The organism is Streptomyces sp. NPDC016851 (assembly GCF_055562795.1).
In genome coordinates, this window is sequence record NZ_JBVHEP010000006.1 from 311,457 (window position 1) to 333,460 (window position 22,004).

Annotated in this window: 21 protein-coding genes and 1 pseudogene; 16 read left to right on the forward strand and 6 right to left on the reverse strand. The window is 70.5% G+C overall.

What is annotated here, in order from left to right:
• Nucleotides 1-193: 193 nt before the first annotated feature.
• Nucleotides 194-424 (forward strand): annotated as a pseudogene (locus ACZ3I3_RS13010) (3-oxoacyl-[acyl-carrier-protein] synthase III C-terminal domain-containing protein); the annotation flags it as partial.
• Here ACZ3I3_RS13010 and ACZ3I3_RS13015 read toward each other — a convergent pair.
• Both ACZ3I3_RS13015 and ACZ3I3_RS13020 read right to left on the reverse strand, forming a co-directional pair.
• On the reverse strand, nt 383-2,134 hold the full coding sequence (locus ACZ3I3_RS13015) for a response regulator (RefSeq protein WP_467364518.1): 1,752 nt from the start codon (nt 2,132-2,134) through the stop codon (nt 383-385). The pseudogene ACZ3I3_RS13010 and the gene ACZ3I3_RS13015 sit on opposite strands and share 42 nt — an antisense overlap.
• Before the next feature lie 91 nt (nt 2,135-2,225).
• Complete coding sequence (locus tag ACZ3I3_RS13020; protein ID WP_467364519.1) at nt 2,226-2,432, reverse strand: hypothetical protein; 207 nt, start codon at nt 2,430-2,432, stop codon at nt 2,226-2,228.
• 137 nt (nt 2,433-2,569) lie between these two features.
• Here ACZ3I3_RS13020 and ACZ3I3_RS13025 point away from each other — a divergent pair, with 137 nt between their 5' ends.
• Nucleotides 2,570-3,058, forward strand: a complete 489-nt coding sequence (locus ACZ3I3_RS13025) for a MarR family winged helix-turn-helix transcriptional regulator (protein WP_467364520.1) — start codon at nt 2,570-2,572, stop codon at nt 3,056-3,058.
• A 69-nt stretch (nt 3,059-3,127) separates the two neighbouring features.
• Nucleotides 3,128-3,904: an FAD-dependent thymidylate synthase gene (gene thyX / locus ACZ3I3_RS13030; RefSeq protein ID WP_467364557.1), complete on the forward strand. Its 777-nt coding sequence runs from the start codon at nt 3,128-3,130 to the stop codon at nt 3,902-3,904.
• 359 nt (nt 3,905-4,263) lie between these two features.
• Here thyX and ACZ3I3_RS13035 read toward each other — a convergent pair whose 3' ends face one another.
• On the reverse strand, nt 4,264-4,893 hold the full coding sequence (locus ACZ3I3_RS13035; RefSeq protein ID WP_467364521.1) for a TetR/AcrR family transcriptional regulator: 630 nt from the start codon (nt 4,891-4,893) through the stop codon (nt 4,264-4,266).
• A 104-nt stretch (nt 4,894-4,997) separates the two neighbouring features.
• On the opposite strand from ACZ3I3_RS13035, the gene ACZ3I3_RS13040 reads away from it, so the two are divergent.
• From ACZ3I3_RS13040 to ACZ3I3_RS13100, 13 genes are all read left to right on the forward strand, one after another.
• The gene (locus tag ACZ3I3_RS13040; RefSeq protein WP_467364522.1) at nt 4,998-5,936 is read left to right on the forward strand and encodes a DMT family transporter; all 939 of its coding nucleotides are present in this window, start codon (nt 4,998-5,000) and stop codon (nt 5,934-5,936) included.
• A gap of 22 nt (nt 5,937-5,958) precedes the next feature.
• Entirely contained in the window at nt 5,959-6,114 is a 156-nt protein-coding gene (locus ACZ3I3_RS13045) for a hypothetical protein (protein ID WP_467364523.1), read from the forward strand.
• Between the two features lie 87 nt (nt 6,115-6,201).
• Nucleotides 6,202-6,894: a DsbA family oxidoreductase gene (locus ACZ3I3_RS13050; protein WP_467364524.1), complete on the forward strand. Its 693-nt coding sequence runs from the start codon at nt 6,202-6,204 to the stop codon at nt 6,892-6,894.
• A 411-nt stretch (nt 6,895-7,305) separates the two neighbouring features.
• On the forward strand, nt 7,306-8,121 hold the full coding sequence (locus ACZ3I3_RS13055; protein ID WP_467364525.1) for an SOS response-associated peptidase: 816 nt from the start codon (nt 7,306-7,308) through the stop codon (nt 8,119-8,121).
• A 10-nt stretch (nt 8,122-8,131) separates the two neighbouring features.
• Complete coding sequence (locus ACZ3I3_RS13060) at nt 8,132-8,788, forward strand: alpha/beta hydrolase family protein (RefSeq protein ID WP_467364558.1); 657 nt, start codon at nt 8,132-8,134, stop codon at nt 8,786-8,788.
• 256 nt (nt 8,789-9,044) lie between these two features.
• Nucleotides 9,045-9,731: an RNA polymerase sigma factor SigR gene (gene sigR / locus ACZ3I3_RS13065; protein ID WP_356926659.1), complete on the forward strand. Its 687-nt coding sequence runs from the start codon at nt 9,045-9,047 to the stop codon at nt 9,729-9,731.
• Nucleotides 9,728-10,039: a mycothiol system anti-sigma-R factor gene (gene rsrA / locus ACZ3I3_RS13070; protein ID WP_033314427.1), complete on the forward strand. Its 312-nt coding sequence runs from the start codon at nt 9,728-9,730 to the stop codon at nt 10,037-10,039. The genes sigR and rsrA overlap by 4 nt, the downstream gene beginning before the upstream one ends.
• A gap of 152 nt (nt 10,040-10,191) precedes the next feature.
• On the forward strand, nt 10,192-11,523 hold the full coding sequence (locus ACZ3I3_RS13075; RefSeq protein ID WP_467364526.1) for an HD-GYP domain-containing protein: 1,332 nt from the start codon (nt 10,192-10,194) through the stop codon (nt 11,521-11,523).
• Complete coding sequence (locus tag ACZ3I3_RS13080; protein ID WP_467364527.1) at nt 11,430-12,767, forward strand: HD-GYP domain-containing protein; 1,338 nt, start codon at nt 11,430-11,432, stop codon at nt 12,765-12,767. The genes ACZ3I3_RS13075 and ACZ3I3_RS13080 overlap by 94 nt, the downstream gene beginning before the upstream one ends.
• A gap of 117 nt (nt 12,768-12,884) precedes the next feature.
• The gene (locus ACZ3I3_RS13085) at nt 12,885-13,865 is read left to right on the forward strand and encodes a tetratricopeptide repeat protein (protein ID WP_467364559.1); all 981 of its coding nucleotides are present in this window, start codon (nt 12,885-12,887) and stop codon (nt 13,863-13,865) included.
• Between the two features lie 115 nt (nt 13,866-13,980).
• Entirely contained in the window at nt 13,981-14,631 is a 651-nt protein-coding gene (gene def / locus ACZ3I3_RS13090; protein WP_467364528.1) for a peptide deformylase, read from the forward strand.
• A gap of 295 nt (nt 14,632-14,926) precedes the next feature.
• Nucleotides 14,927-16,012: an epi-isozizaene synthase gene (gene cyc1 / locus ACZ3I3_RS13095; RefSeq protein ID WP_467364529.1), complete on the forward strand. Its 1,086-nt coding sequence runs from the start codon at nt 14,927-14,929 to the stop codon at nt 16,010-16,012.
• Nucleotides 16,009-17,379 (forward strand): bifunctional albaflavenone monooxygenase/terpene synthase, encoded by a 1,371-nt coding sequence (locus tag ACZ3I3_RS13100; protein WP_467364530.1) that lies wholly within the window; start codon nt 16,009-16,011, stop codon nt 17,377-17,379. The genes cyc1 and ACZ3I3_RS13100 overlap by 4 nt, the downstream gene beginning before the upstream one ends.
• 12 nt (nt 17,380-17,391) lie before the next feature.
• Here the strand turns inward: ACZ3I3_RS13100 and ACZ3I3_RS13105 are convergent, their stop codons facing one another.
• From ACZ3I3_RS13105 to ACZ3I3_RS13115, 3 genes are all read right to left on the reverse strand, one after another.
• The gene (locus tag ACZ3I3_RS13105; protein WP_467364531.1) at nt 17,392-18,354 is read right to left on the reverse strand and encodes a GlxA family transcriptional regulator; all 963 of its coding nucleotides are present in this window, start codon (nt 18,352-18,354) and stop codon (nt 17,392-17,394) included.
• A gap of 248 nt (nt 18,355-18,602) precedes the next feature.
• On the reverse strand, nt 18,603-19,610 hold the full coding sequence (locus tag ACZ3I3_RS13110) for a ribonucleotide-diphosphate reductase subunit beta (protein WP_467364532.1): 1,008 nt from the start codon (nt 19,608-19,610) through the stop codon (nt 18,603-18,605).
• On the reverse strand, nt 19,610-21,967 hold the full coding sequence (locus ACZ3I3_RS13115; protein ID WP_467364533.1) for a ribonucleoside-diphosphate reductase subunit alpha: 2,358 nt from the start codon (nt 21,965-21,967) through the stop codon (nt 19,610-19,612). The genes ACZ3I3_RS13110 and ACZ3I3_RS13115 overlap by 1 nt, the downstream gene beginning before the upstream one ends.
• Nucleotides 21,968-22,004 lie beyond the last annotated feature (37 nt).

The following is a 22,004-nucleotide window of genomic DNA, read 5'->3' on the forward strand; positions in this document are numbered from 1 at the left end:
CGGGCAGGCGGCCGCAGGGCGTTGAGTACTGCCCCACGGTGGTGTCTCTCACGCACCGCGGCCGGTACGCCGTCGGCGTCGCGTGGCGCGGGGAGCCACCGCCCCCGGCTCGCGGGCCTGGGGGCGGACCTGGAGCTCCACGATCAGCTGCCGTCCGGGCGATGCGGTTGCTGTGCACCGGGCACGGGCGCCGCCGCCTTCCGCGAACCTGCGGATCATCGACACGGTCGCGTCCGCGCTGGAACTGCCCGCCCATGTCGCGGTCGCCCGCGACGTGGTGGACATGGGCAATACCAGCGCGGCCTCCATTCCGCTGGCCCTCGAACGGCTGCGAGCGGAGGGAGCGGAGGGTGGTGGGCCTGCCCTGCTGCTGGGCTTCGGATCAGGCCTCAGCTACGCGGCCCAGGTGATCCGGCTGCCGTGAACGCGCGGCGCGGAGCCCGCCCGGAGAGGGGGGCCGCAACAGCCCCCTCTCCGTGGCCCGGTTGACCGCCTCGATCCGGGAGGTGACATCGAGTTTCTTGAAGATGTTGCGCAAGTGGCGTTTCACGGTTCCCTCGGTGATGCCGAGCCGATGCGCGATCTGGCGGTTGGTCAGGCCGGATGCCACGCGGGTGAGCAGCTCGATCTCCCGCGGCGACAGGCTCCCGGACGCCGGGGGTTCGGTGGGCGGGAACAGGCTGAGGCCCTGACTGGGAACCGCCACGGTCACGAGGGTGGGGTGAGCGACCGCGTCCTGGATCGCCGACACCAGTGACTGGTTGCGCACTCCCTTGTGCAGATAGCCGTGTGCGCCGAGGCCGAGCAGCTCCTGAATCAGGTGCGGGTCGTCGTTCATGCTCAGGATGAGAACCCGCAGTTCGGGCATGCGCCCGCGCAGCCGGGCGATGACGGAGGGAGCGTGGCAGTCCGGCATGTCGACGTCCAGCAGGAGCACCTGCGGCCGGTGACGTTCCGCCAGGTCGACGATGTGCCGTCCCGAACCGGTCTCCGCGACCACGGAGATCCCGTCGGCGGAACTGAGGATCTTGCCGATCGCCGCCCGGAGGAGGGTGTGGTCGTCCGCCAGCATCACGCGGGTGAGACCCCGTTCGCCGGGGGCCGCCGAGGCGATCCTGTTGGGCAGGCGGAAGCTGGTCCGCGTGCCGCCACCGGGGGTGCTGTTGACCAGCAGGCGCCCGCCGAGGCGCTTGACCCGCTCCGTGACGGAGGCCAGGCCGTTCGCATCCCCGTCGGCCAGGACGTGCTCCACGTCGAAGCCCATCCCGTCGTCCTCGACGTGTCCCCCGATCTCCAGCGGAGCGATGTCGATCGAGATGACGAGGGTGCGCGCCTTGGCGTGCAGCAGCGAATTGCGCAGGCACTCGCGGACGACCAGAAGGGTCTCGTCCAGCGCCGTGGACGAGGCCCATGTCTCATCGCCGGTGATCTGTACGCGGACCGTGGCGTGAGTGAGCTCCATGGCCTGGACCAGCGCGTTGATGGCGCTCTCGAGCGAGGCCGTGGCCGGCTGCCGCAGCCCGGTGGCCATGTGGCGCACGGAGTCGAGGGTCTCGCTGAGGGCCTTCTGCACCAGTGACAACTCCGCCTGCAGACCGTACGACCCCTCCCTGGCCATGGCGGCGCACACCTCCACCTGCCGCAGTGCGGCGCTGAGGTGATCGTCGAGCCGGTCGTGTATCTCGCGGGCCAGCGCGCGCCGGGACGCGGAGTCGACCGTGCGCACTTCCCTCAGGAGATAGCTGTCGTAGCCGGCGGAGCTGACCTCGATCCGCTCCCAGACCGCGTCCTCCAGAGCCGTCATGCATCTGATGACCCAGACGGCGTCCGCCTCCTCGTCGGAGACGGCCTGCGTCAGGGTGCGCAGCACCAGGCCGACAAGGATCCGGCCCGCTCGCAGGGAATGGATGGGGTGGATCGCCTGCCGGACGCGGAGTGCGCCGACATCCCGCGGGTCCGCGGTCTCGGTGCGCACCGCGCCCTCGTCCCCGGACAGCGCCCGGACGCACTCCGAGATGATGCTGCGCGCCTGTGCGGCGCACATCTCCCACGCGTCGTCGTCCGCCAGGGGGTTCTGGGAGCGGTAGAGCATCTCCCAGTACCTGGACAGGATGCCCGTCGTATGGACCTGCAAGTACTCACCGAGTGCACTCCCGCGACTCCGTGGCTTGGTGATCGATTTCAATGGAGATCCCCCCTCGGTGCCTGAGCATGCGGTGTTCGGGTCAAGCCACACGCTCGCCCTGGACGGCGAGGACGAGCGCCGCGGTGTGTGCCGCGTGCTGGACGATCATGAAGACCTGGTTTGGGCGGCGCGTGCTGCCCTTCTCGCCGTACGCCGGCGTGGGCGTGCCCCACCAGCCCCATCCAGGCGTCATCGCCGCGGCGAACACCAGTACCGGCACCCTGCTCGACGCCTCCTGGGCGACCACAGCAGATAGCTTTCTTTAAAGCTTTCTTGTGAGAGAGTAGCCGCTAGGCGTTGAGTGCTCAACCGAACCGCCTCCTGCATCCTGGCGGCACGGTTCACAGGCGCGACTGCGCTGCCTCGCGGCGCGGAAGGAGAGAGATGAAGAACCTCGCCTCGGCCGGACACACGGTCTCGCTGGCACGGATCGCCCAGAAGGCGGCTCGTCTGGCGCAGGTGGTGAACGCCGCCACGCGGACCGCCGCGTCCGGCGCGGGCCTGACGAACGCCGACGCGGACGTGCTGCTGGCCCTGTCCGGCGCTCCGGACCACCGGCTCAGGCCGACCAGCCTCTCCTCGGCCTGCGGGCTCTCCTCCGGTGGCACCAGCAACGTCGTCCTCCGGCTGGCCCAGGCGGGGTACGTCAACCGGGAGGCGAACATCCACGACGGCCGCAGCACCTGGGTGCAGCTCACCGAGGAAGGCGAGGCCCTCACGCGGTCGGTCCTGGACTCGGCCGCAGCCGAGCACGCCAGGCTGCGCGAGAGGCTGCCCGACGACACCGCGCTCGCCTTCGAGGAACTCCTGGACACCGTCCTCGACCACCTCGAAGGCCGGGGCCGGCGGCCCGGGTCGACGCCCCCGCCGTGAGGCGCCGAGACAAGCGTCCACGACACGTCAGCACCAGACCGACCAGTACGGAGAATCGCGTTGCGCCGTGTGGAGCCCGAGGTTCGGATCATCGCCCGCCCGCAGATCGACTACGAAGAAGTGGCCGCCTACCTTGCCGAGGTGGGAGGAGAGAGCTGGCTCGAGCGCCTGGACCGTGGTGAGTTGGACGACGCGCAGAACCTGGCGGAGTTCGCCGGGCGTATCTGCTACCGGTCCTGGGAGCCCGGCCTCAATCCCAACGTGCGGCGCGTGCGCACCGACCAGGACGCCTATCTGCGCAACATCCTGGCCTCCGCGCACGGTTCCGTGCTGGAGCACGTGAACTTCACCTTCGTGCTGCACGGGGTGAGCCGGGTCGTCACCCACGAGCTCGTCAGGCACCGGGCCGGCACCGCCGTCTCCCAGGAGTCGCTGCGCTTCGTGCGCCTCGACGATCTGCCGTTCTGGTTCCCCGACTGGGCGCAGGAGGACGCCGAGCTGATGGAACGGGCCACGGCGCTGCTGGAACAGATGGAAGCGTTCCAGCACTGGATGGCCGAGCGCTTCCGCCTGGACGATCAGGGTGTGTCCTTCGGCGAGAAGAAGGCCAAGACCTCCTTCATGCGCCGCTTCGCTCCCGAGGGTGTGGCCACGGGGCTGGTGTGGACGGCCAACGTGCGCACCCTGCGCCACGTCATCGAGAGTCGTACGGCATCCGGCGCCGAGGAGGAGATCCGTCTGCTGTTCGGCAAGGTGGCCGACCTCCTGGCCAAGGAGGCCCCCGCGCTGTTCGGGGACTACGTGGTCGAGGACGGCGCCTGGGCCCCGGCCTGGCGGAAGGTCTGAGCGGAGCCGAGGAGGTCATGCGGCGGGCCCGGTCGGTGACCCGCAGAGCCATCGAGCCGGCGACGAGCGGCAGTCCGAGCACCGTGGGCAAGCTGATGGCCGTCACCGCACGCTCATCGACCTCCTGGAGAACGATGAGGTGGTGCGGGCCGCCGAGCGGCTCGCACGGGAGCTGACACCGCAGGGCGTCCAGGAGCGGATCCGGCACCTCTTGCTTCCCGCTCTGGAACCCGTGGGCTAGGGCGGTGGGCGGCCGCGCTCGGGGATCGGCTCACCCTCGGTCTAGGCGCCTCCGGCGCATCCCCGCCGCCGGCGTGCGGGGGAGTGGGTGCCAGGCGTCGCGGAGCGGGCGGGTTCGGTCAGGCGGCCCCTAGGAGGCGCCGGGCCAGCAGGGACAGGGCCTGGGCGATGCGCTCGTGCGGGATGCCCAGGGTGTGCCGCTGGTGGTGGTACAGCTCCGGCGCCAGCGGCCCCAGCGCGATGTCGGCGAGCGCGTCCGGGTCCTTGACCCCGCCGGCTTCCAGCAGGGTGCGCACATGGAGGCGCCAGAAGGCGTAGGCGCCGGTGGTGTAGCGCGCCGGGCCGGTTTCCGCGCCGAGGGCGAGCGGCAGGTGCCGCTGGAGCAGGTCCAGGACGGCGAAGTAGAAGGCCACAAGGCGTTCGGCGGGGGGTCCCCCCGGCCCCAGCGGCGGGGGGCCGTAGATCATCTGCCCCTGCAGACGGCGTTCGTGCTCGTCGAGGAGTGCCGTGGCGACGGCGGACGGGTCGGGGAAGCTCCGGTAGAGGGTCGCGCGGCCGACACCTGCGGCTTTGGCGATCTGATCCATGGTGACGGTGCGCGGGTCGTGCTCGCTGAAGAGCCGTTCGGCGGCGGAGAGGATGCGGGCACGGTTGCGCACCGCGTCGGCGCGCTGCCTGGGGGGCGCGGTGGCCTGGAGGTCACCGAGGGGGACGACGGGCGGTGCCGGGATCTCGTCGCCGTTGCTCATGGAGTTCACCTTACTTCGATCCCTTAAGTGGACAGCTTGTCCATTTGGCTGCCCTGGCGCTATGTTAAATGAGACAAGCGTCCACTTGAAGAGCGGGAGAGACCATGAACGCCGCGCTGCTCGCCGCAGCCCTCCTGATCGGGTGCCTACTGGCCGTCCAGGCGTCGGTGAACCTGCAACTGAACAAGGCCGTGGGTACGCCCTACGGCGCCTCCACGATCCAACTGGCCGTGGCCACCGGCCTGCTGGTGGTGCTGGCGGCGGTGACGGGCACGCTCGGCGCGCTCGGGAAACTCCCCGACGTCGAGTGGTGGCACCTGCTCGGCGGCCTGGCCAGCCCCCTGTACATCACCAGCGGCATCCTGCTCTTCCCTCGCCTGGGAGCGCTGGCAGCCGTAGGACTGTTCGTCACCGGGCAGATGTTCGCCTCCCTGGTCCTGGACCTGGGCGGACTGTTCGGTCTGGAGAAGCGCAGCCTGAGCCCCGGAATCGCCCTGGGCGCCCTCGCCGTGCTCGTCGGCATCGTCGTGATCATCAGGGGACAGAAGGCGAGCGCTCCCCCCGGTGCCCCGAAGATGTCCGGCGCCGGCCGGACCGGGTGGATCGCGCTCGGCATCGTCGCCGGCGGCGTGCTGCCCGTGCAGGGCGCCGTCAACGCCGAGCTGCGCAACGGGCTCGACGCCCCCATCACCGTCGCGGCGTTCAGCTTCGCGGTGGCCACGCTCACCATCGCCGTCGTCCTGCTGGTGCTGCGCATCACGGGGAAGACGCCCGAGCCGCAGCTGGCGCCGCTGAAGACGATGCCGTGGTGGGGCTGGCTCGGAGGAGCCTGCGCCGCCGGTTACGTCACCGGCACCTTCCTGCTCATTCCCGAGATCGGCGCCGCGGTGACGGTCGCGCTGACCGTGACCGGACAGCAGCTGACCTCCGCCCTGATCGACCACCGCGGCCTGTTCCGGCTCCCCGCCCGGCTGATGACCGCCCCCCGCCTGTCGGGACTCGGCCTGCTGCTCGCCGGCTCGCTGGCCATCCAGCTCGTGTGACCGAGACAGGAGGCTGCTCCTGATGCTGGAGACCTACACCGCAGGACCCGAGCTGCATGTCCTGCCCTCCGAGTTGCCCATACCCGACCTCGGCCTGCAGCCCCACGCGCGGCCGCTCGCCCAGAGGTTCCAGCGAACGGAAGCCGTCCTGGACGCGCACGAAGCATCGAGCGCCTGAGGTGTCCCCGTCCCTCTCGGCACGGCCTTGCGACCTGCACCGGCACGGCCCCGCCTCGCCCCCGCTGACCACACACTGGAGCAACTCATGACCGACGCGTCCCTGACCCCGCCTCCCGGCGTCATCATCGTCTTCTCCGACATCTGGTGTTCCTTCGCGCACATCGCGATCCACCGCCTGCACGCGACCCGCAAGCGCCTCGGCCTCGAGCACCAGGTCAGCTTCGACCTGCGTGCCTTCCCGCTGGAGCTCCTCAACGACGCCCCCAGCCCGCGCCCGGGGACCGACAGCGAAGTGGGCCGGATGGCGAGCATGGAACCCGAGGCCGGCTGGCAGCTCTGGCAGGACAAGGACTGGCTGTATCCGTCCACCATGCTGCCCGCGCTGGAGGCGATCCAGGCGGCCAAGGAACAGTCCCTGTCGGCCTCGGAGCAGCTCGACCTCGGCCTCCGCAAGGCGTTCTGGGCGCAGTCGCGGTGTGTCAGCCACCGCAAGGTCATCCTGGACGTCGCCGCCGAGACCGGCAGCGTCGACGTGACCGCGCTGGCCGCCGCCCTGGACGACGGCCGTGCCCGCAGCGTCCTCATGGAGCAGGCCGCCGTCTCCCGTACGGACCGGGTCAACTGCAGCCCGCACCTGTTCCTGTCCGATGGCGCCGACTACCCGAACCCGGGGATCGAAGTGCGCTGGGAAGGTGCTTACGGCATCGGGTTCCCCGTGATCGAGTCCGACGACTCCAAGATCTACGAGGACATTCTCCTGAAGGCTGCCACCGAGTAGCACAAGGAACCCGGCAAATATCACGATGGGGCTGCCGGATTCGAAGAAGCAGGCAGAGACGATCGTCAAGGCGGCGCGACGGAACAGGGCGCCCCCGCCCTCCCGGACGGCCGGTTCACCGACACGGCGGTGGTGGCGCAGCGCACCCTGTCCCTGCTGACGTCCATGGCCTACGGGAACGAACTCACGGCCCTCGGCGGGCGGAACGTCACCATCGTTCCGCAGGACAGCCATGGGCTGGATCTGTGTCGGCTGCTCCAGCACCAGCCGCCTGGTCCTCGACCTGTGAGCTTCACCCGCGGGGCACGGCGCCGGCGACGACCGCCCTTCCGGAGAGAAGAGCGGGAGTCGGTTTCGTCGACGCGCCGCTGAAGGTAGCGTCGGTGCCGCAGGCAGGAGGGGCGGTTACAGATGTGCGGACGGTACGCGTCGAGTCGTAGGCCGGAGGATCTCGCAGGGATCTTCGAGATCGAGAAGTGGGAGCCCGAGGAGACCCTGGAGCCCGACTACAACGTGGCGCCCACCAAAGAGGTCTACGCCGTCCTCGACCGCCCGCTGAAGGACGCGGACGAGCCGCGCCCGGTCCGGCAGCTGCGCACGCTGAAGTGGGGGCTCGTCCCCTCCTGGTCGAAGACCCCCGAGGGCGGCGCCCGGATGATCAACGCCCGCGCGGAGACCGTCCACGAGAAGCCGTCCTACCGCCGCGCCTTCACCTCCCGGCGTTGCATCCTGCCCGCCGACGGTTACTACGAGTGGGTCACCGGCAAGCAGGAGCGCGACCTGGAGGTCGAGGGCAAGAAGAAGCGGCCCCGCAAGCAGCCCTACTTCGTGACCCCGGCGGACGGGTCGGTCTTCGCGATGGCCGGCCTGTACGAGTTCTGGCGGGACAAGACGCTGCCCGACGACCACCCGCAGGCCTGGTGGGTGACGTGTTCCGTCATCACCACCGAGGCCGAGGCGAGCCCCCTGGCGGTATCCCCGGCGGACGGTCCCCGGGCCCTGGCCGAGATCCACCCCCGGATGCCGCTGATGCTGACGCCCGACCGCTGGGACGCCTGGCTCGATCCGTCCCGCACGGACCCCGACGAGCTGCGCGAGCTGCTCGCCCCGCCGCCCGCCGGGCTGATGCGCGCCTACCCCGTCACCACGGCCGTCAGCAACGTCCGCAACAACGGGCCGGAGCTGCTGAAGGAGCTGGAAGGGCCGGAAGAGGGCACACTCTTCTGACGTGACCGATGTGACGAAAGGGTCCGACGCGACCAGCGAGACAGTCGAGACCGTCGAGACCGAAGCCGGCCCCGCTCGCATCACCTGGCACCCGGCGAAGAAGGCCCGGCTCGTGCTCGCCGTCAGCCACGGCGCGGGCGGCGGCATCGATGCCCGTGACCTGAAGGCCCTGGCCGCCGTCCTGCCCGCCCACGGCGTCACCGTGGCCCGGGTGGAGCAGCCCTGGCGCGTGGCCGGGAAGAAGGTCGCGCCCGCGCCCAGGACCCTGGACCTCGGCTGGCGGGGCATCTGGCCCGCGCTGGCCGAGCCCGGCCCGCCGGTCGTCTCCGGCGGCCGCAGCGCCGGGGCCCGGGTCGCCTGCCGCACCGCCACGGAACTCGGCGCCCACGCGGTCCTCGCCCTGAGCTTCCCCCTCCACCCGCCCGGCAAGCCCGAGAAGTCCCGCGCCGCCGAGCTGCTGGGTTCCGGGGTGCCCACCCTGGTCATCCAGGGCGGGAACGACCCCTTCGGCAGGCCCGGGGAGTTCCCCGAGGGGCCGTACGAGCTCGTCGAGGTGCCGTACGGCGATCACGGCTTCGCCGTCCCCAAGCGGGCGGAGATCACGCAGGAGGAGGCAGTGGCGCTCATCACGGACGCGGTCGTGGAGTGGACCGGGTCACTCGGGTAAAGCTCAGGGAATGCCGGGGCGGCGAGCACTGTTGTGCGGGACGTACGTGCTGGAGACCAGCACCGACGCCGTAGGAGAGGGAGTCCGCCGCATGGGTTCGATCTACTGCCCGAGTCGCAGCAACCGTGCCGACCTGGACTGGACGGTGCTGCACGCGGCCAAGACCGCCCCTATTCGGGCGGCGGGCGGACCGGATCGTCGTCTATCCTCCGATTCGGGTGAGACCGGTCTCGGTCTCACGAGAACACTGGAGGAGGTGGGTCCGGTCACAGGGACCGACGCAGGGACCGAACACGGCCAGGCGGAGCAGCCCGAGGGCCAGGGTGGCACGGGTGCGGAGACGGCCACGGAGCGCAACGCGCGCTTCGAGCGGGACGCGCTCGAGTTCCTCGACCAGATGTACTCGGCCGCGCTGCGCATGACGCGCAACCCGGCCGACGCCGAGGACCTGGTGCAGGAGACGTACGCGAAGGCGTACGCGTCCTTCCACCAGTTCCGCGAGGGCACCAATCTCAAGGCGTGGCTGTACCGGATCCTCACGAACACCTTCATCAACTCGTACCGCAAGAAGCAGCGGGAACCGCAGCGCTCGGCGGCCGAGGAGATCGAGGACTGGCAGCTCGCCCGCGCCGAGTCGCACATGTCGACGGGACTGCGCTCCGCGGAGTCGCAGGCGCTCGACCACCTGCCCGACTCGGACGTGAAGGAAGCACTCCAGGCGATCCCCGAGGAGTTCCGCATCGCCGTCTATCTGGCGGATGTCGAGGGCTTTGCCTACAAGGAGATCGCCGACATCATGGGGACACCCATCGGTACGGTGATGTCCCGGCTGCACCGGGGCCGCCGTCAGCTGCGCGGCATGCTGGAGGACTACGCCCGTGACCGCGGGATGGTCCCGGCCGGCGCCGGAGAGTCGAACGAAGCGAAAGGCTCGGGGTCATGAGCTGCGGAGAGCCGCACGAGACGGATTGCAGCGAAATCCTCGATCATCTCTACGAGTTCCTCGACCGTGAGATGCCGGACTCGGACTGCGTGAAGTTCGAGCACCACTTCGAGGAGTGCTCGCCCTGTCTCGAGAAGTACGGGCTCGAGCAGGCCGTGAAGAAGCTGGTCAAGCGCTGCTGCGGGCATGACGACGTGCCGGGCGATCTGCGCGACAAGGTCATGGGGCGGATCGAGCTGATCCGCTCCGGCCAGGCCGTCCCCGAGCAGGACGTCACGGCCTCGCCGGCCACGCCGCAGGAGTCCTGAGACTCCCACGCGTTTCAACTACCCCTTCTCCGAGGGGGTAGTCATCCTCGAACGCATCACTCGAACGTGCTAATCCGCGGGTTATCGGCCCGCGGAGCCCCCCACCGCCGTCCTAGGCTCCGGGCCTGATGGACATGGCCGGGGGAGGGCTCATGGAAGCGGTACCGGTGCGGGCACGTGCGTACGTCGCCTGTGTCGTCCTCGCCGCCCTCGTCTGTCTGCTGCCGCTGCCGGGCGTCCGTACGCCCTGGTGGGCCGTGCTGCTGCTCGCCGCGCTGTACGCGGGCTGCGAGCGCGTCGCCCGGTCCCGGTTCGTCGGGATCTCCCATCCGGCCGGGACCTTCTATCCCGTGCTGCTCGCCGGTGCCTTCCTGCTGCCCGCGCCCGCCGCCGCCCTGGTGGCCGTGCCCGGTGCGCTGCTCTCGCACGTCGAACAGCGGCCCGTGGCGCTGCGGCGCGTCTGGCGGGCCGCCCAGCTCGTCCTCGGCGTGTGGGCCGCGGCCCGGGTGCACTGGGCGCTCGGCGGGCGGGACGCGGTCGTCGCGGGCGACATGCCCTACGCGCTCGGGCCGGCCGGGGCGGCCGTGCTGGCGTTCTGCCTGGTGCTCGCGCTGCTGGACGGCGGGATCCTGGCCATGGCCGAGCGGGTGCCGGTGCGGCGGGCCTGGCGGGGACTGGTGCCGCGCTCCCTCGCGCCCATCGCCGTGCACGGGCTGGCCGGGCTGATGATGGCCGTGCTGTGGCGCAGCCCCTACGGTCCGGTGGCCGCGCTGCTCGTGTTGCTGCCGATGTGCGTCTCCTGGTGGGCCTTCGCGCAGTACCACCGGGAACGGGCCGCCCACCAGGCGACCATCCGGGCGCTGGTTCAGGCCGTCGACATCAAGGACGGGTACACGCGCGGGCACAGCGAGCGCGTCGGACAGGCCTCCATGATGATCGCGCGCGAGCTGGGCATGGACGACGAGCGCGTGGAGGTGCTCCGGTTCGCCGGGATCCTGCACGACGTCGGCAAGCTGGGCGTCCCCACCCGGCTGCTCAGGAAGGACGGGCCGCTGACGCCCGAGGAGCGGCGGGTGATCGAGCTGCACCCCGAGTACGGGCACGAGATGGTGCGCGGCATCGGCTTCCTCGGAGAGGCCCGCGCCGCCGTGCTGCACCACCACGAACGGCTGGACGGCACCGGGTACCCCTACGGCCTGGTGGGCGGTCAGATCCCGGAATCCGCCCGGGTCGTGGCCGTCGCGGACGCATTCGACGCCATGACCTCCACCCGCAGCTACAGCAGGGCCCGGCCCGTCCCGGTCGCCCTGGCGGAGCTGAAGCGGTGCTCCGGCAGCCACTTCGACCCGGTGATGGTCGCGGCCCTCGTGGAGGCCGTCGGCCGGTCGGGATGGCGCCCCGCCGTGACCGCCGACGACGTCCGCCCGCCCCGGGTTCCGCCGCCCGGCGCCCCCCTGTCCAGTCGGCCGGGAGCCCACCGGTGAGCGCGTACCGCCCGCCGCCGCTGTTCACCCTCGTCCACGCCTGCGCCGCCCTCCTCGCCGTCGGCTCCCTCGCCGTCACCCTCCACGACGGGCTGGAGGAACGCCGGGTCGCCCTCGCCTTCGGCGTCCTCGTCACCGTCGGGGAGCTCGCCCGGCGCAACGGGGCGCAGGTCAGGGAGCCGGCGCCGCTCGGAGCCGCCGCGGCCCTGTCGTACGCGCTGCTCGGCGAGGCCGGCGGGCGGGCCACGCACCACGGCCCGGCCCAGGTCGTCGCCGTCGTGCTGGCCGGCTCGCTGCTCGGCAGCGTGCCGCACGTGGCGCGCGGGCAGGGGCCCACGCTCGACCACCTGGCGCGCCGGGTGCTCACCGTCGGGTTCGTCGCCGTCTGCTTCCAGCCCCCGTACAACCGGGGCATGTTCGACGACTGGGGCGGCCACGCCTACGCGCTGCTGCTGCTCGCGCTGCTGTCCCTGACCGCGCTGTGCGACGCGGTGCTCGCCGCCGCGCTGGCCCACTCCCGCACCGGCTGGCCCTTCGGGCCGGTGCTGCGGGACGAGCTGCGGGCCGTGCTCGGCATCGGCTCCGCCGTCATCGCGACCGGCGCGGTGATGGCCCTGGCGGTCGCCGTCGTGGGGCTGTGGGCGCTGCCCGTCTTCTCCGTGCCGCTGCTGCTCGCGCAGATGTCGTTCCGCCGCTACGCCGCCGTCCGGGCGACCTACCGGCAGACCATCGCCTCCCTCGCCCGGGCCACCGAGGTCGCCGGGTACACCCCTTGCGGGCACGCCCGCCGCGTCGCCGCGCTCAGCCAGGCGGTGGGGCGTGACCTGGGCCTCACCGAGCCCGAGCTGGCCGTGCTGGAGTACGCCGCGCTCATGCACGACATCGGCCAGCTGAGCCTCGTCGACCCGGTGCCGGCGGGCGCCACCGCGGGCCTGCCCGCCGCGGAACAGCGGCGGATCGCGCTGCTCGGCGGAGCCGTCGTACGGCAGACGGGTGTCGACGAGGCGGTCGCAGTGGTCGTGGAGCGGCAGGCCGACCCCGCGGCGGAGCAGCCGCTCGCCGCGCGGATCGTCCGGGCCGTGAACGCGTACGAGGAGAAGTCCCGGGAAGGTGGCCTGGGCGGACCGCTGAGGGCGCTGGAGGAACTCCGGCTCGCCACCGCCGGGGAGTACGCCCCGGAGGTGGTGGAATCGCTGGCCCGGGTACTGGCAAGAAGCAGTCTGACCTTGCCGGTGACTGGGTAACCCATGGGTAATGAGCGCCCCGGAGGCCGTACGTGGTTGGATGCGAAGAAGAAGGTGTCCGGGGGCTCGAAACACAGCTACGGCCAGCCCACCGCACGGAACTGGCAGGCGGGAATCGTGAGGATCTTCGGCAAGGGACGGAACCGGCCCTCCGCCTCCTGGCGGCAGGCCACAGACCGGGCGTTCACTCTCATCGGCGACGGCCGGTACGAGGACGCCGGCGCGTTGTTGACACGTGCCGCCGATCTGGAGCCCTGGCTGTCCGAGTCCTGGTTCAACCTCGCCCTGCTGCACAAGTTCCGGCACGACTGGGAGCAGGCGCGGGCGGCGGGCCTGAGGGCCGTGGCGCTGCTCGACCGGGACACCGGCGCGCCCGACTGGTGGAACGTCGGCATCGCCGCGACCGCCCTGCAGGACTGGCCACTGGCCCGGCGCGCCTGGCAGGCCTACGGGCTGCGGGTGCCGGGACCGCCCAACGACTCCGGCGAGCCCGTCGGCATGGACCTCGGCAGCGCGGCCGTACGGCTGTCCCCGGAGGGGGAGGCCGAGGTCGTGTGGGGGCGGCGGCTGGATCCCGCGCGGATCGAGGTGCTGTCCATTCCGCTGCCGTCTTCGGGGCGGCGCTGGGGTGAGGTCGTCCTGCACGACGGTGTGCCGCACGGGGAGCGGACCACGGCGGCCGGGCACACGTACCCGGTGTTCGACGAGATCGAGCTGTGGGCGCCGTCGCCGGTGCCGACCTGGGTGGTGCTGCTGGAGGCCGCGACCGAGGCGGACCGGGACGCGCTGGAGCAGCTCGCCGGCGACGCCGGGTTCGCCGCGGAGGACTGGTCTTCCTCGGTGCGGTTGCTGTGCCGGATGTGTTCCGAGTCACGGATGCCGTCGGACGAGGGTGACGGGGAGCATCTCGATCCGCATGATCACAGTGAGCCGGGACATCCCGGGCCGCTGGGGCACCGGACGGACGGGCAGCTGTGGGTTCCCGAGCGGGAGTGCGGGTTGGCTGCGCCGGCTTCGCTGGTTCGGGGGTTGCTGGACGGGTGGGTTGCTGACAGTCCGGATTCCCGGGACTGGCGGGATCTCGAAGAGGTTTGCTAGGTGCGGCGCCGTTGGGGCTGGTCGCGCAGTTCCCCGCGCCCCCAAAGGCCTGCTTCCCCCGTACCCTGTATGAGCATCCCAGCTTGGATTTGTTCAGGAAGGCGTACGTAACGTCATGGCTCAGCAGGACACCGATCAGCAGCGCGCGGGCGTGCTCCCCGTCGACGACGAGGGGTATGTGGTCGACACGGAGGACTGCGAGGAGCGCGAGGCGGCCTGGCGGGAGCGGGGGACCTCACGGCCGATCACGGTGGTCGGGAACCCGGTGCTGCACAAGGAGTGCAAGGACGTCACCGACTTCGGCGACGAGCTCCAGCAGCTGGTGGCGGACATGTTCGCCTCGCAGCGCACCGCCGAGGGCGTGGGCCTGGCCGCCAACCAGATCGGCGTCGACCTGAAGGTCTTCGTCTACGACTGCCCGGACGACGAGGGCGTCCGGCACACCGGCGTCGTCTGCAACCCCAGGCTGGTCGAACTGCCCGCCGAGAAGCGCCGGCTGGACGACAGCAACGAGGGCTGCCTGTCGGTGCCGACCGCGTACGCGCCGCTCGCCCGGCCGGACTACGCCGAGGTGACCGGGCAGGACGAGCAGGGCAACCCGATCCGGGTGCGCGGCACCGGATACTTCGCTCGGTGTTTGCAGCACGAGACCGACCACCTGTACGGCTACCTGTACATCGACCGCCTCTCGAAGCGCGAGCGCAAGGACGCGCTGCGCCAGATGGCCGAGAACGAGCCCCGGTACCCGGTCGTCGCGAACGACTGAGACCCCACGATCACCAGGCGAACGGCGTCTGTTCGGGCTTCCCGCCCTGAACAGACGCCGTTCGTCCGTGTCGTTCGCCTGTCCGTCGCACGTTCGATCGCTTCTGCTCTCCTGGTGATCCGGCACCAGTCACACAACGGGAGGTTCCCGGCACTGTGGGGTAGTGAATGAAGCAAATGCGTTCCCAGAACGGTCAGTTGTAGTGCTGAATGGGAGGAGCGGGGTATGCAACGGCGCACGCCCGGCACGGAAGGAGGGGCGCCCGCGCCAACTGGCGGCTGAGAGGGGTTAGTTCGTGCATGCTTTGTCACACGGCACCACATCGACACCGACCACCATCGCAGTTCCACCGTCGCTCTCCCTTCCGGTGATCGAGGCGGCGTTTCCCCGGCAACTCCACCCGTATTGGCCGAAGTGCCAGGAGAAGACCCGGGCGTGGCTGCTCGAAAAGCGGCTCATGCCCGCGGACAAGGTGGAGGAATATGCCGACGGTCTGTGCTACACGGACCTCATGGCCGGGTACTACATCGGCGCCTCCGACGAGGTGATGCAGGCGATCGCGGACTACAGCGCCTGGTTCTTCGTCTGGGACGACCGTCACGACCGCGACATCGTGCACGGCCGCCCGACCGCCTGGCGGCGGCTGCGCGACCGGCTGCACTCGGCCCTCGACTCACCCGGGGAGCACCTGCACCACGAGGACCCACTGGTCGCCGGGTTCGCGGACAGCGTGCTGCGGCTGTACGCCTTCCTGCCGACGACGTGGAACCTCCGGTTCGCCCGGCACTTCCACGCGGTGATCGACGCGTACGACCGGGAGTTCCACAATCGCACCCACGGCATCGTCCCCACGGTCGAGGAGTATCTCCGGCTGCGCCGGCTCACCTTCGCCCACTGGATCTGGACGGACCTGCTGGAGCCGACCGCGGGATGCGAACTCCCCGACGCCGTGCGGAAACACCCGGCATATCGTCGGGCCGCGCTGCTGAGTCAGGAGTTCGCCGCCTGGTACAACGACCTCTGCTCGCTTCCGAAGGAAATAGCGGGCGACGAGGTGCACAATCTGGGAATCAGTCTCATCACCCATGAGGGGCTGACGCTGGAACAGGCGGTCACGGAAGTCAGGAGCCGTGTCGAGAACTCCATCACGGAATTCCTCGACGTCGAACAGGAAGCATTACGGTTCGCCGATTCCCTCGCCGACGGCACCGTGCGGGGAAAGGAACTCAGCGCCGCCGTGCGGGCCTGTCTGAGCAATATGCGGAACTGGTTCAGTTCCGTCTACTGGTTCCACCACGAGTCCGGCCGGTACATGGTCGACAGCTGGGACGACCGGTCCACGCCCCCGTACGTCAACAACGAAGCGGCAGGTGAGAAATGACCGTCGAGTCTGTGAAGCCTGAAGCCCCTCTGGTTCCGGAGCTGCGTGAACCGCCCCGGGCGGGCGGTGGTGTCCCCGTCCTGGGGCACGGCTGGAAGCTGGTGCGCGACCCGCTGGCGTTCATGTCCCGGCTGCGCGACCACGGTGACGTGGTCCGGCTGAAGCTCGGGCCGAAGACGGTGTACGCCGTCACCACCCCGGCGCTCACCGGCGCGCTCGCGCTGAGCAACGACTTCATCATCGCCGGCCCGCTGTGGGAGTCCCTGGAGGGACTGCTCGGCAAGGAGGGCGTGGCCACGGCGAACGGCCCGCGCCACCGCCGCCAGCGGCGCACCATCCAGCCCGCCTTCCGGCTCGACGCCATCCCCGCCTACGGGCCGATCATGGAGGAGGAGGCCCACGCGCTCACCGAGCGCTGGAAGCCGGGCGAGACCATCGACTGCACCTCCGAGTCCTTCCGGGTGGCCGTGCGCATCGCGGCCCGCTGCCTGCTGCGCGGCGACTACATGGACGAGCGGGCGGAGCGGCTGTGCGTCGCGCTGGCCACCGTCTTCCGCGGGATGTACCGGCGGATGGTGGTGCCGCTCGGACCGCTCTACAAGCTGCCGCTCCCGGCCAACCGCGAATTCAACCGGGCCCTGGCCGATTTGCATCTCCTGGTGGACGAGATCGTCGACGAGCGCCGCGCATCCGGTCAAAAGCCGGACGATTTGCTGACGGCATTGCTGGAGGCGACGGACGAGAATGGCGACCCCATCGGGGAACAGGAGATCCACGACCAGGTCGTCGCGATCCTCACCCCCGGCAGCGAAACCGTCGCCTCCACGATCATGTGGCTGCTGCATATGCTCGCGGAACACCCTGAACACGCGGACCGGGTGCGCGACGAAGTAGAAGCCGTCACCGGTGGGAGGCCGGTGGCATTCGCAGACGTCCGAGGACTCAGGCACACCAACAATGTCGTCGTCGAGTCCATGCGTTTGAGCCCGGCCGTGTGGATTCTGACGCGGCGGGCGGTGCGGGACACGGAACTCGGCGGATACCGGATTCCGGCCGGAGCGGACATCGTCTACAGCCCGTACGCGATCCAGCGCGATCCGAAGTCGTACGCGCGGCACCTGGAGTTCGACCCCGACCGCTGGCTTCCGGACCGGGTGAAGGACATCCCGAAGCACGCCATGAGCCCGTTCAGCACGGGCAACCGCAAGTGCCCGAGCGACCACTTCTCGATGGCCCAGCTGACGCTGATCACGGCGGCGCTGGCCACCAAGTACCGCTTCGAGCAGGTCGCCGGCTCGAACGACGGCACGCGCGTCGGCATCACGCTGCGGCCGCACGACCTGCGGGTGCGGCCGGTGGCAAGGTGAGAGCCGCCGGCCTCAGGCCGCCTCCGGGCCCCTGAACGTGCGCCGGTAGGCGTTCGGCGTCGTCCCGACCGCCCGGACGAAGTGGTGGCGCAGCGCGGCCGCGTTGCCGAACCCCGTTCGACCGGCGATCGCGTCCATCGTCTCGTCCGTCGCCTCCAGCAGCCGCTGGGCCAGCAGCACGCGCTGGCGCAGGATCCAGCGGTAGGGAGTCGTCCCGGTCTCCTGCTGGAAGCGACGGGCGAAGGTGCGCGGGGACATGTGGGCGCGGGCGGCCAGCTGCTCGACGGTGACCTCCTCGTCGAGGTGCCGCTCCATCCACGTCAGCAGCTCGCCGATCGTGTCGGCCTCGGAGTGCGGCAGCGGGCGCTCGATGTACTGGGCCTGGCCGCCGTCGCGGTGCGGCGGCACCACCATCCGCCGGGCGATCTTGTTGGCGACCTCGGAGCCCTGCTCCTTGCGCACCAGGTGCAGGCAGGCGTCGATGCCGGCGGCCGTGCCGGCGGAGGTGATCACCGGGTCCTCGTCGACGTAGAGCACGTCCGGCTCCACGACCGCCCGGGGGTACTTCCGGGCGAGGTCCTGCGCGTGCTTCCAGTGCACGGCACAGCGGCGGTCGTCCAGCAGCCCGGCAGCGGCGAGCACGAAGGCGCCGGAGCAGACGCTGAGCACCCGGGCGCCGCGGGCGACCCCACGCCGCAGGGCGTCCAGGAGCTCCGGCGGGAACTCACGGGACGCGTAGCTGTGCCCGGCCGGCACGGCGATCAGATCGGCCGTCTCCAGCCGCTCCAAGCCGTGCTCCACCTGGAGTGAGACGCCGGAGTTCATGCGCAGGGCCGGGCCCTCGGCCGAGGCCACGGCGAAGTCGTACACCGGCAGGCCGTCGTCGCTGCGGTCGGTGCCGAACACCTCGCACACCACACCGAGTTCGAAGGGGTTCACGCCGTCGAGGAGGACGACCGCCACGTTCTGGAGCATGTCTCCAGTGTGCCTCGTCAGTGGCAGTAATTCGAGGGTCTCCGGCAGTACTGCCACTCACGGTAAGGAGTCATCGGCGCGACAGTGGTGTCCATGGACACGAACCAGGTACAGACACTCATCGCAATGATCTTCGTACTCGGGATGCTGGTCCTCCTGGTCCTCCCGTCAGTGATCGGTATCGTCCGCGACCGGCGCGTCGACCGTCAGATCAGGGAGGCCCAGGAGGCCCGCGAAGGCGAGCTGCCTCAGAAGTCCTCGTCCAGGTCGACGGTGCCCTCCACCGCCACCTGGTACGCGGAGGGCCGCCGCTCGAAGAAGTTGGTCAGCTCCTGAACCCCCTGGAGCTCCATGAAGGAGAAGGGGTTCTCGGAGCCGTAGACCGGAGCGAAGCCCAGGCGGGTGAGCCGCTGGTCGGCGACGCACTCCAGGTACTGCCGCATCGACTCGGTGTTCATGCCCGGGAGGCCGTCCCCGCACAGGTCGCGCGCGAACTGCAGCTCGGCCTCGACGGCCTCGCGGAGCATGTCCGTCACCTCCTGCTGGAGCCGGTCGTCGAACAGCTCCGGCTCCTCCTTGCGGACGGTGTCGACCACGTCGAAGGCGAACGACATGTGCATCGTCTCGTCGCGGAACACCCAGTTGGTGCCGGTGGCCAGACCGTGCAGCAGGCCCCGGCTGCGGAACCAGTACACGTACGCGAAGGCACCGTAGAAGAACAGGCCCTCGATGCAGGCCGCGAAGCAGATCAGGTTCAGCAGGAAACGGCGGCGGTCGGCCTGCGTCTCCAGCCGGTCCAGCTGGTCCACCGAGTCCATCCACTTGAAGCAGAACCCGGCCTTCTCGCGGATGGAGGGGATGTTCTCCACGGCCGCGAAGGCCGCCGCCCGGTCGTCGTGGTCGGGGAGATAGGTGTCCAGGAGCGTCAGGTAGAACTGGACGTGCACGGCCTCCTCGAAGAGCTGGCGGCTCAGATACAGCCGCGCCTCGGGGGAGTTGATGTGCTTGTACAGCGTCAGCACCAGGTTGTTGGCGACGATCGAGTCGCCCGTGGCGAAGAACGCGACCAGCCGGCCGATCAGGTGCTGCTCCGCGGGGGAGAGCTTGGCGAGGTCGGCGACGTCCGAGTGGAGGTCGACCTCCTCCACGGTCCAGGTGTTCTTGATGGCGTCCCGGTAGCGCTCGTAGAAGTCCGGGTAGCGCATGGGGCGGAGGGTCAGCTCGAAGCCGGGGTCGAGAAGGTTCTGGGTGCTCATTACTGGCAGGCCTCGCAGGACTCGGGGTTTTCCAGGGAGCAGGCGACCGCGTCGGGGTCCGGGGTGGCCTGCCCGGGGACAGCGGCCTGGGCCGCGCGGGCGATGCGGGTCGCCGGGCGCGAACGCAGGTAGTACGTCGTCTTCAGCCCGGACTTCCAGGCGTAGGCGTACATCGAGGAGAGCTTGCCGATGGTCGGCGTCTCCATGAAGAGGTTCAGGGACTGTGACTGGTCCAGGAACGGGGTCCTGGCCGCCGCCATGTCGATCAGGCCGCGCTGCGGGATCTCCCACGCCGTGCGGTAGAGGGCGCGCACGTCCTCGGGGATCCAGGCGAAGTCCTGCACCGAGCCGTTGGCCTCGCGCAGGGCCTCCCGGCTGCGTGCGTCCCACACGCCGAGCCGCTTGAGCTCCTGCACCAGGTAGGAGTTGACCTGGAGGAACTCACCGGACAGCGTCTCGCGCTTGAACAGGTTGGACACCTGCGGCTCGATGCACTCGTACACGCCCGCGATCGAGGCGATCGTGGCCGTCGGCGCGATGGCGAGGAGCAGGGAGTTGCGCATGCCGGTCGCGGCGACGCGCTCGCGCAGGGCCGCCCAGCGCTCCGGCCAGGTCAGCTCCACGTCGTAGTGGTCGGGGTGGAGCACCCCCTTGGCCGTGCGGGTCTTCTCCCAGGCCGGCAACGGGCCGTTGCGCTCGGCGAGATCGGCGGAGACCTCGTAGGCGGCGAGCATGATGCGCTCGGCGATGCGGGTGGAGAGCGCCTTGGCCTCGGGCGAGTCGAAGGGCAGGCGCAGCTTGAAGAAGACGTCCTGGAGGCCCATGACTCCGAGGCCGACGGGGCGCCACCTGGCGTTGGAACGGCCCGCCTGCTCGGTCGGGTAGAAGTTGATGTCCACGACCCGGTCGAGGAACGTCACGGCGGTGCGGACGGTTTCGTCCAGCCGCTCCCAGTCGATGTCCCCGCCGGCCTGGTCGACGAGCGCGCCGAGGTTGACCGACCCCAGGTTGCAGACCGCCGTCTCGCCGTCGCTGGTGACCTCCAGGATCTCCGTGCAGAGGTTGGAGGAGTGGACGACGTGGCCCGGCTCGGCCGTCTGGTTGGCGGTGCGGTTGGCGGCGTCCTTGAAGGTCATCCAGCCGTTGCCGGTCTGCGCGAGAGTGCGCATCATGCGGCCGTACAGCTCGCGGGCCGGCAGGGTCTTCTTCGCCAGGCCCTTCGCCTCGGCCGCCCGGTACGCGGCGTCGAACTCCTCGCCCCACAGGTCGGCCAGCTCGGGCACGTCCGACGGGGAGAACAGCGACCACGGCGCGTCGGCGTTCACCCGCCGCATGAACTCGTCGGGCACCCAGTGCGCGAGGTTCAGGTTGTGGGTGCGGCGGGCGTCCTCGCCGGTGTTGTCGCGCAGCTCCAGGAACTCCTCGATGTCGGAGTGCCAGGTCTCCAGGTAGACCGCGGCTGCGCCCTTGCGGCGGCCGCCCTGGTTCACGGCGGCGACCGAGGCGTCGAGGGTCTTCAGGAACGGGACGATGCCGTTGGAGTGGCCGTTGGTGCCGCGGATCAGCGAACCGCGCGCACGGATGCGGGAGTACGCGATGCCGATGCCGCCGGCGTGCTTCGACAGCCGCGCCACCTGGTGGTAGCGGTCGTAGATCGAGTCCAGCTCGTCCTTGGGGGAGTCGAGGAGGTAGCAGGACGACATCTGGGGGTGCCGCGTGCCGGAGTTGAAGAGGGTGGGGGAGGAGGGGAGGTAGTCGAGGCGGCTCATCAGCCCGTAGAGCGCGGCTACTTCGTCGACGGAGCGGCGGGTGTTGTCCTCGGCGAGACCGGCGGCGACGCGCAGCATGAAGTGCTGGGGCGTCTCGATCACCTTGCGGGTGATCGGGTGGCGGAGCAGGTAGCGGCTGTGCAGCGTGCGCAGGCCGAAGTAGCCGAAGCGGTCGTCGGCGGCCGTGTCGATCAGGGCGTCGAGACGGGCGGCGTGGACGCGCACGAACTCGGCGGTCCGGTCGGCGATGAGGCCCTCCCGGTGCCCCACCGCGACGGACTCGGTGAAGCACGTGACGCCCTGCGAGGCGGCCTCGGCGCGGATGCCGATCGTCAGCAGGCGCGCGGCCAGCCGGGAGTAGGCGGGATCCTCGGAGATGAGGCCGGCGGCCGCCTCGGTCGCCAGCTCGCGCAACTCCGACTCGTCGGCCCGCGCGGACCGGCCGCGCAGCGCGGCGGCGGCGACCCGGCCGGGGTCGGCGTCGGGCAGGTCGGCGGTCAGCTCGGTCAGGGTCCGCAGCAGCGCGGCACCAGGACCGTCGTGCTCTTCTTCGGCGGCTGAGACCGGATCGGCTGGCGCGATGGTCACGTGGGGCTCTCCCTCGCTCGGCACGGGGGCCTCGCAG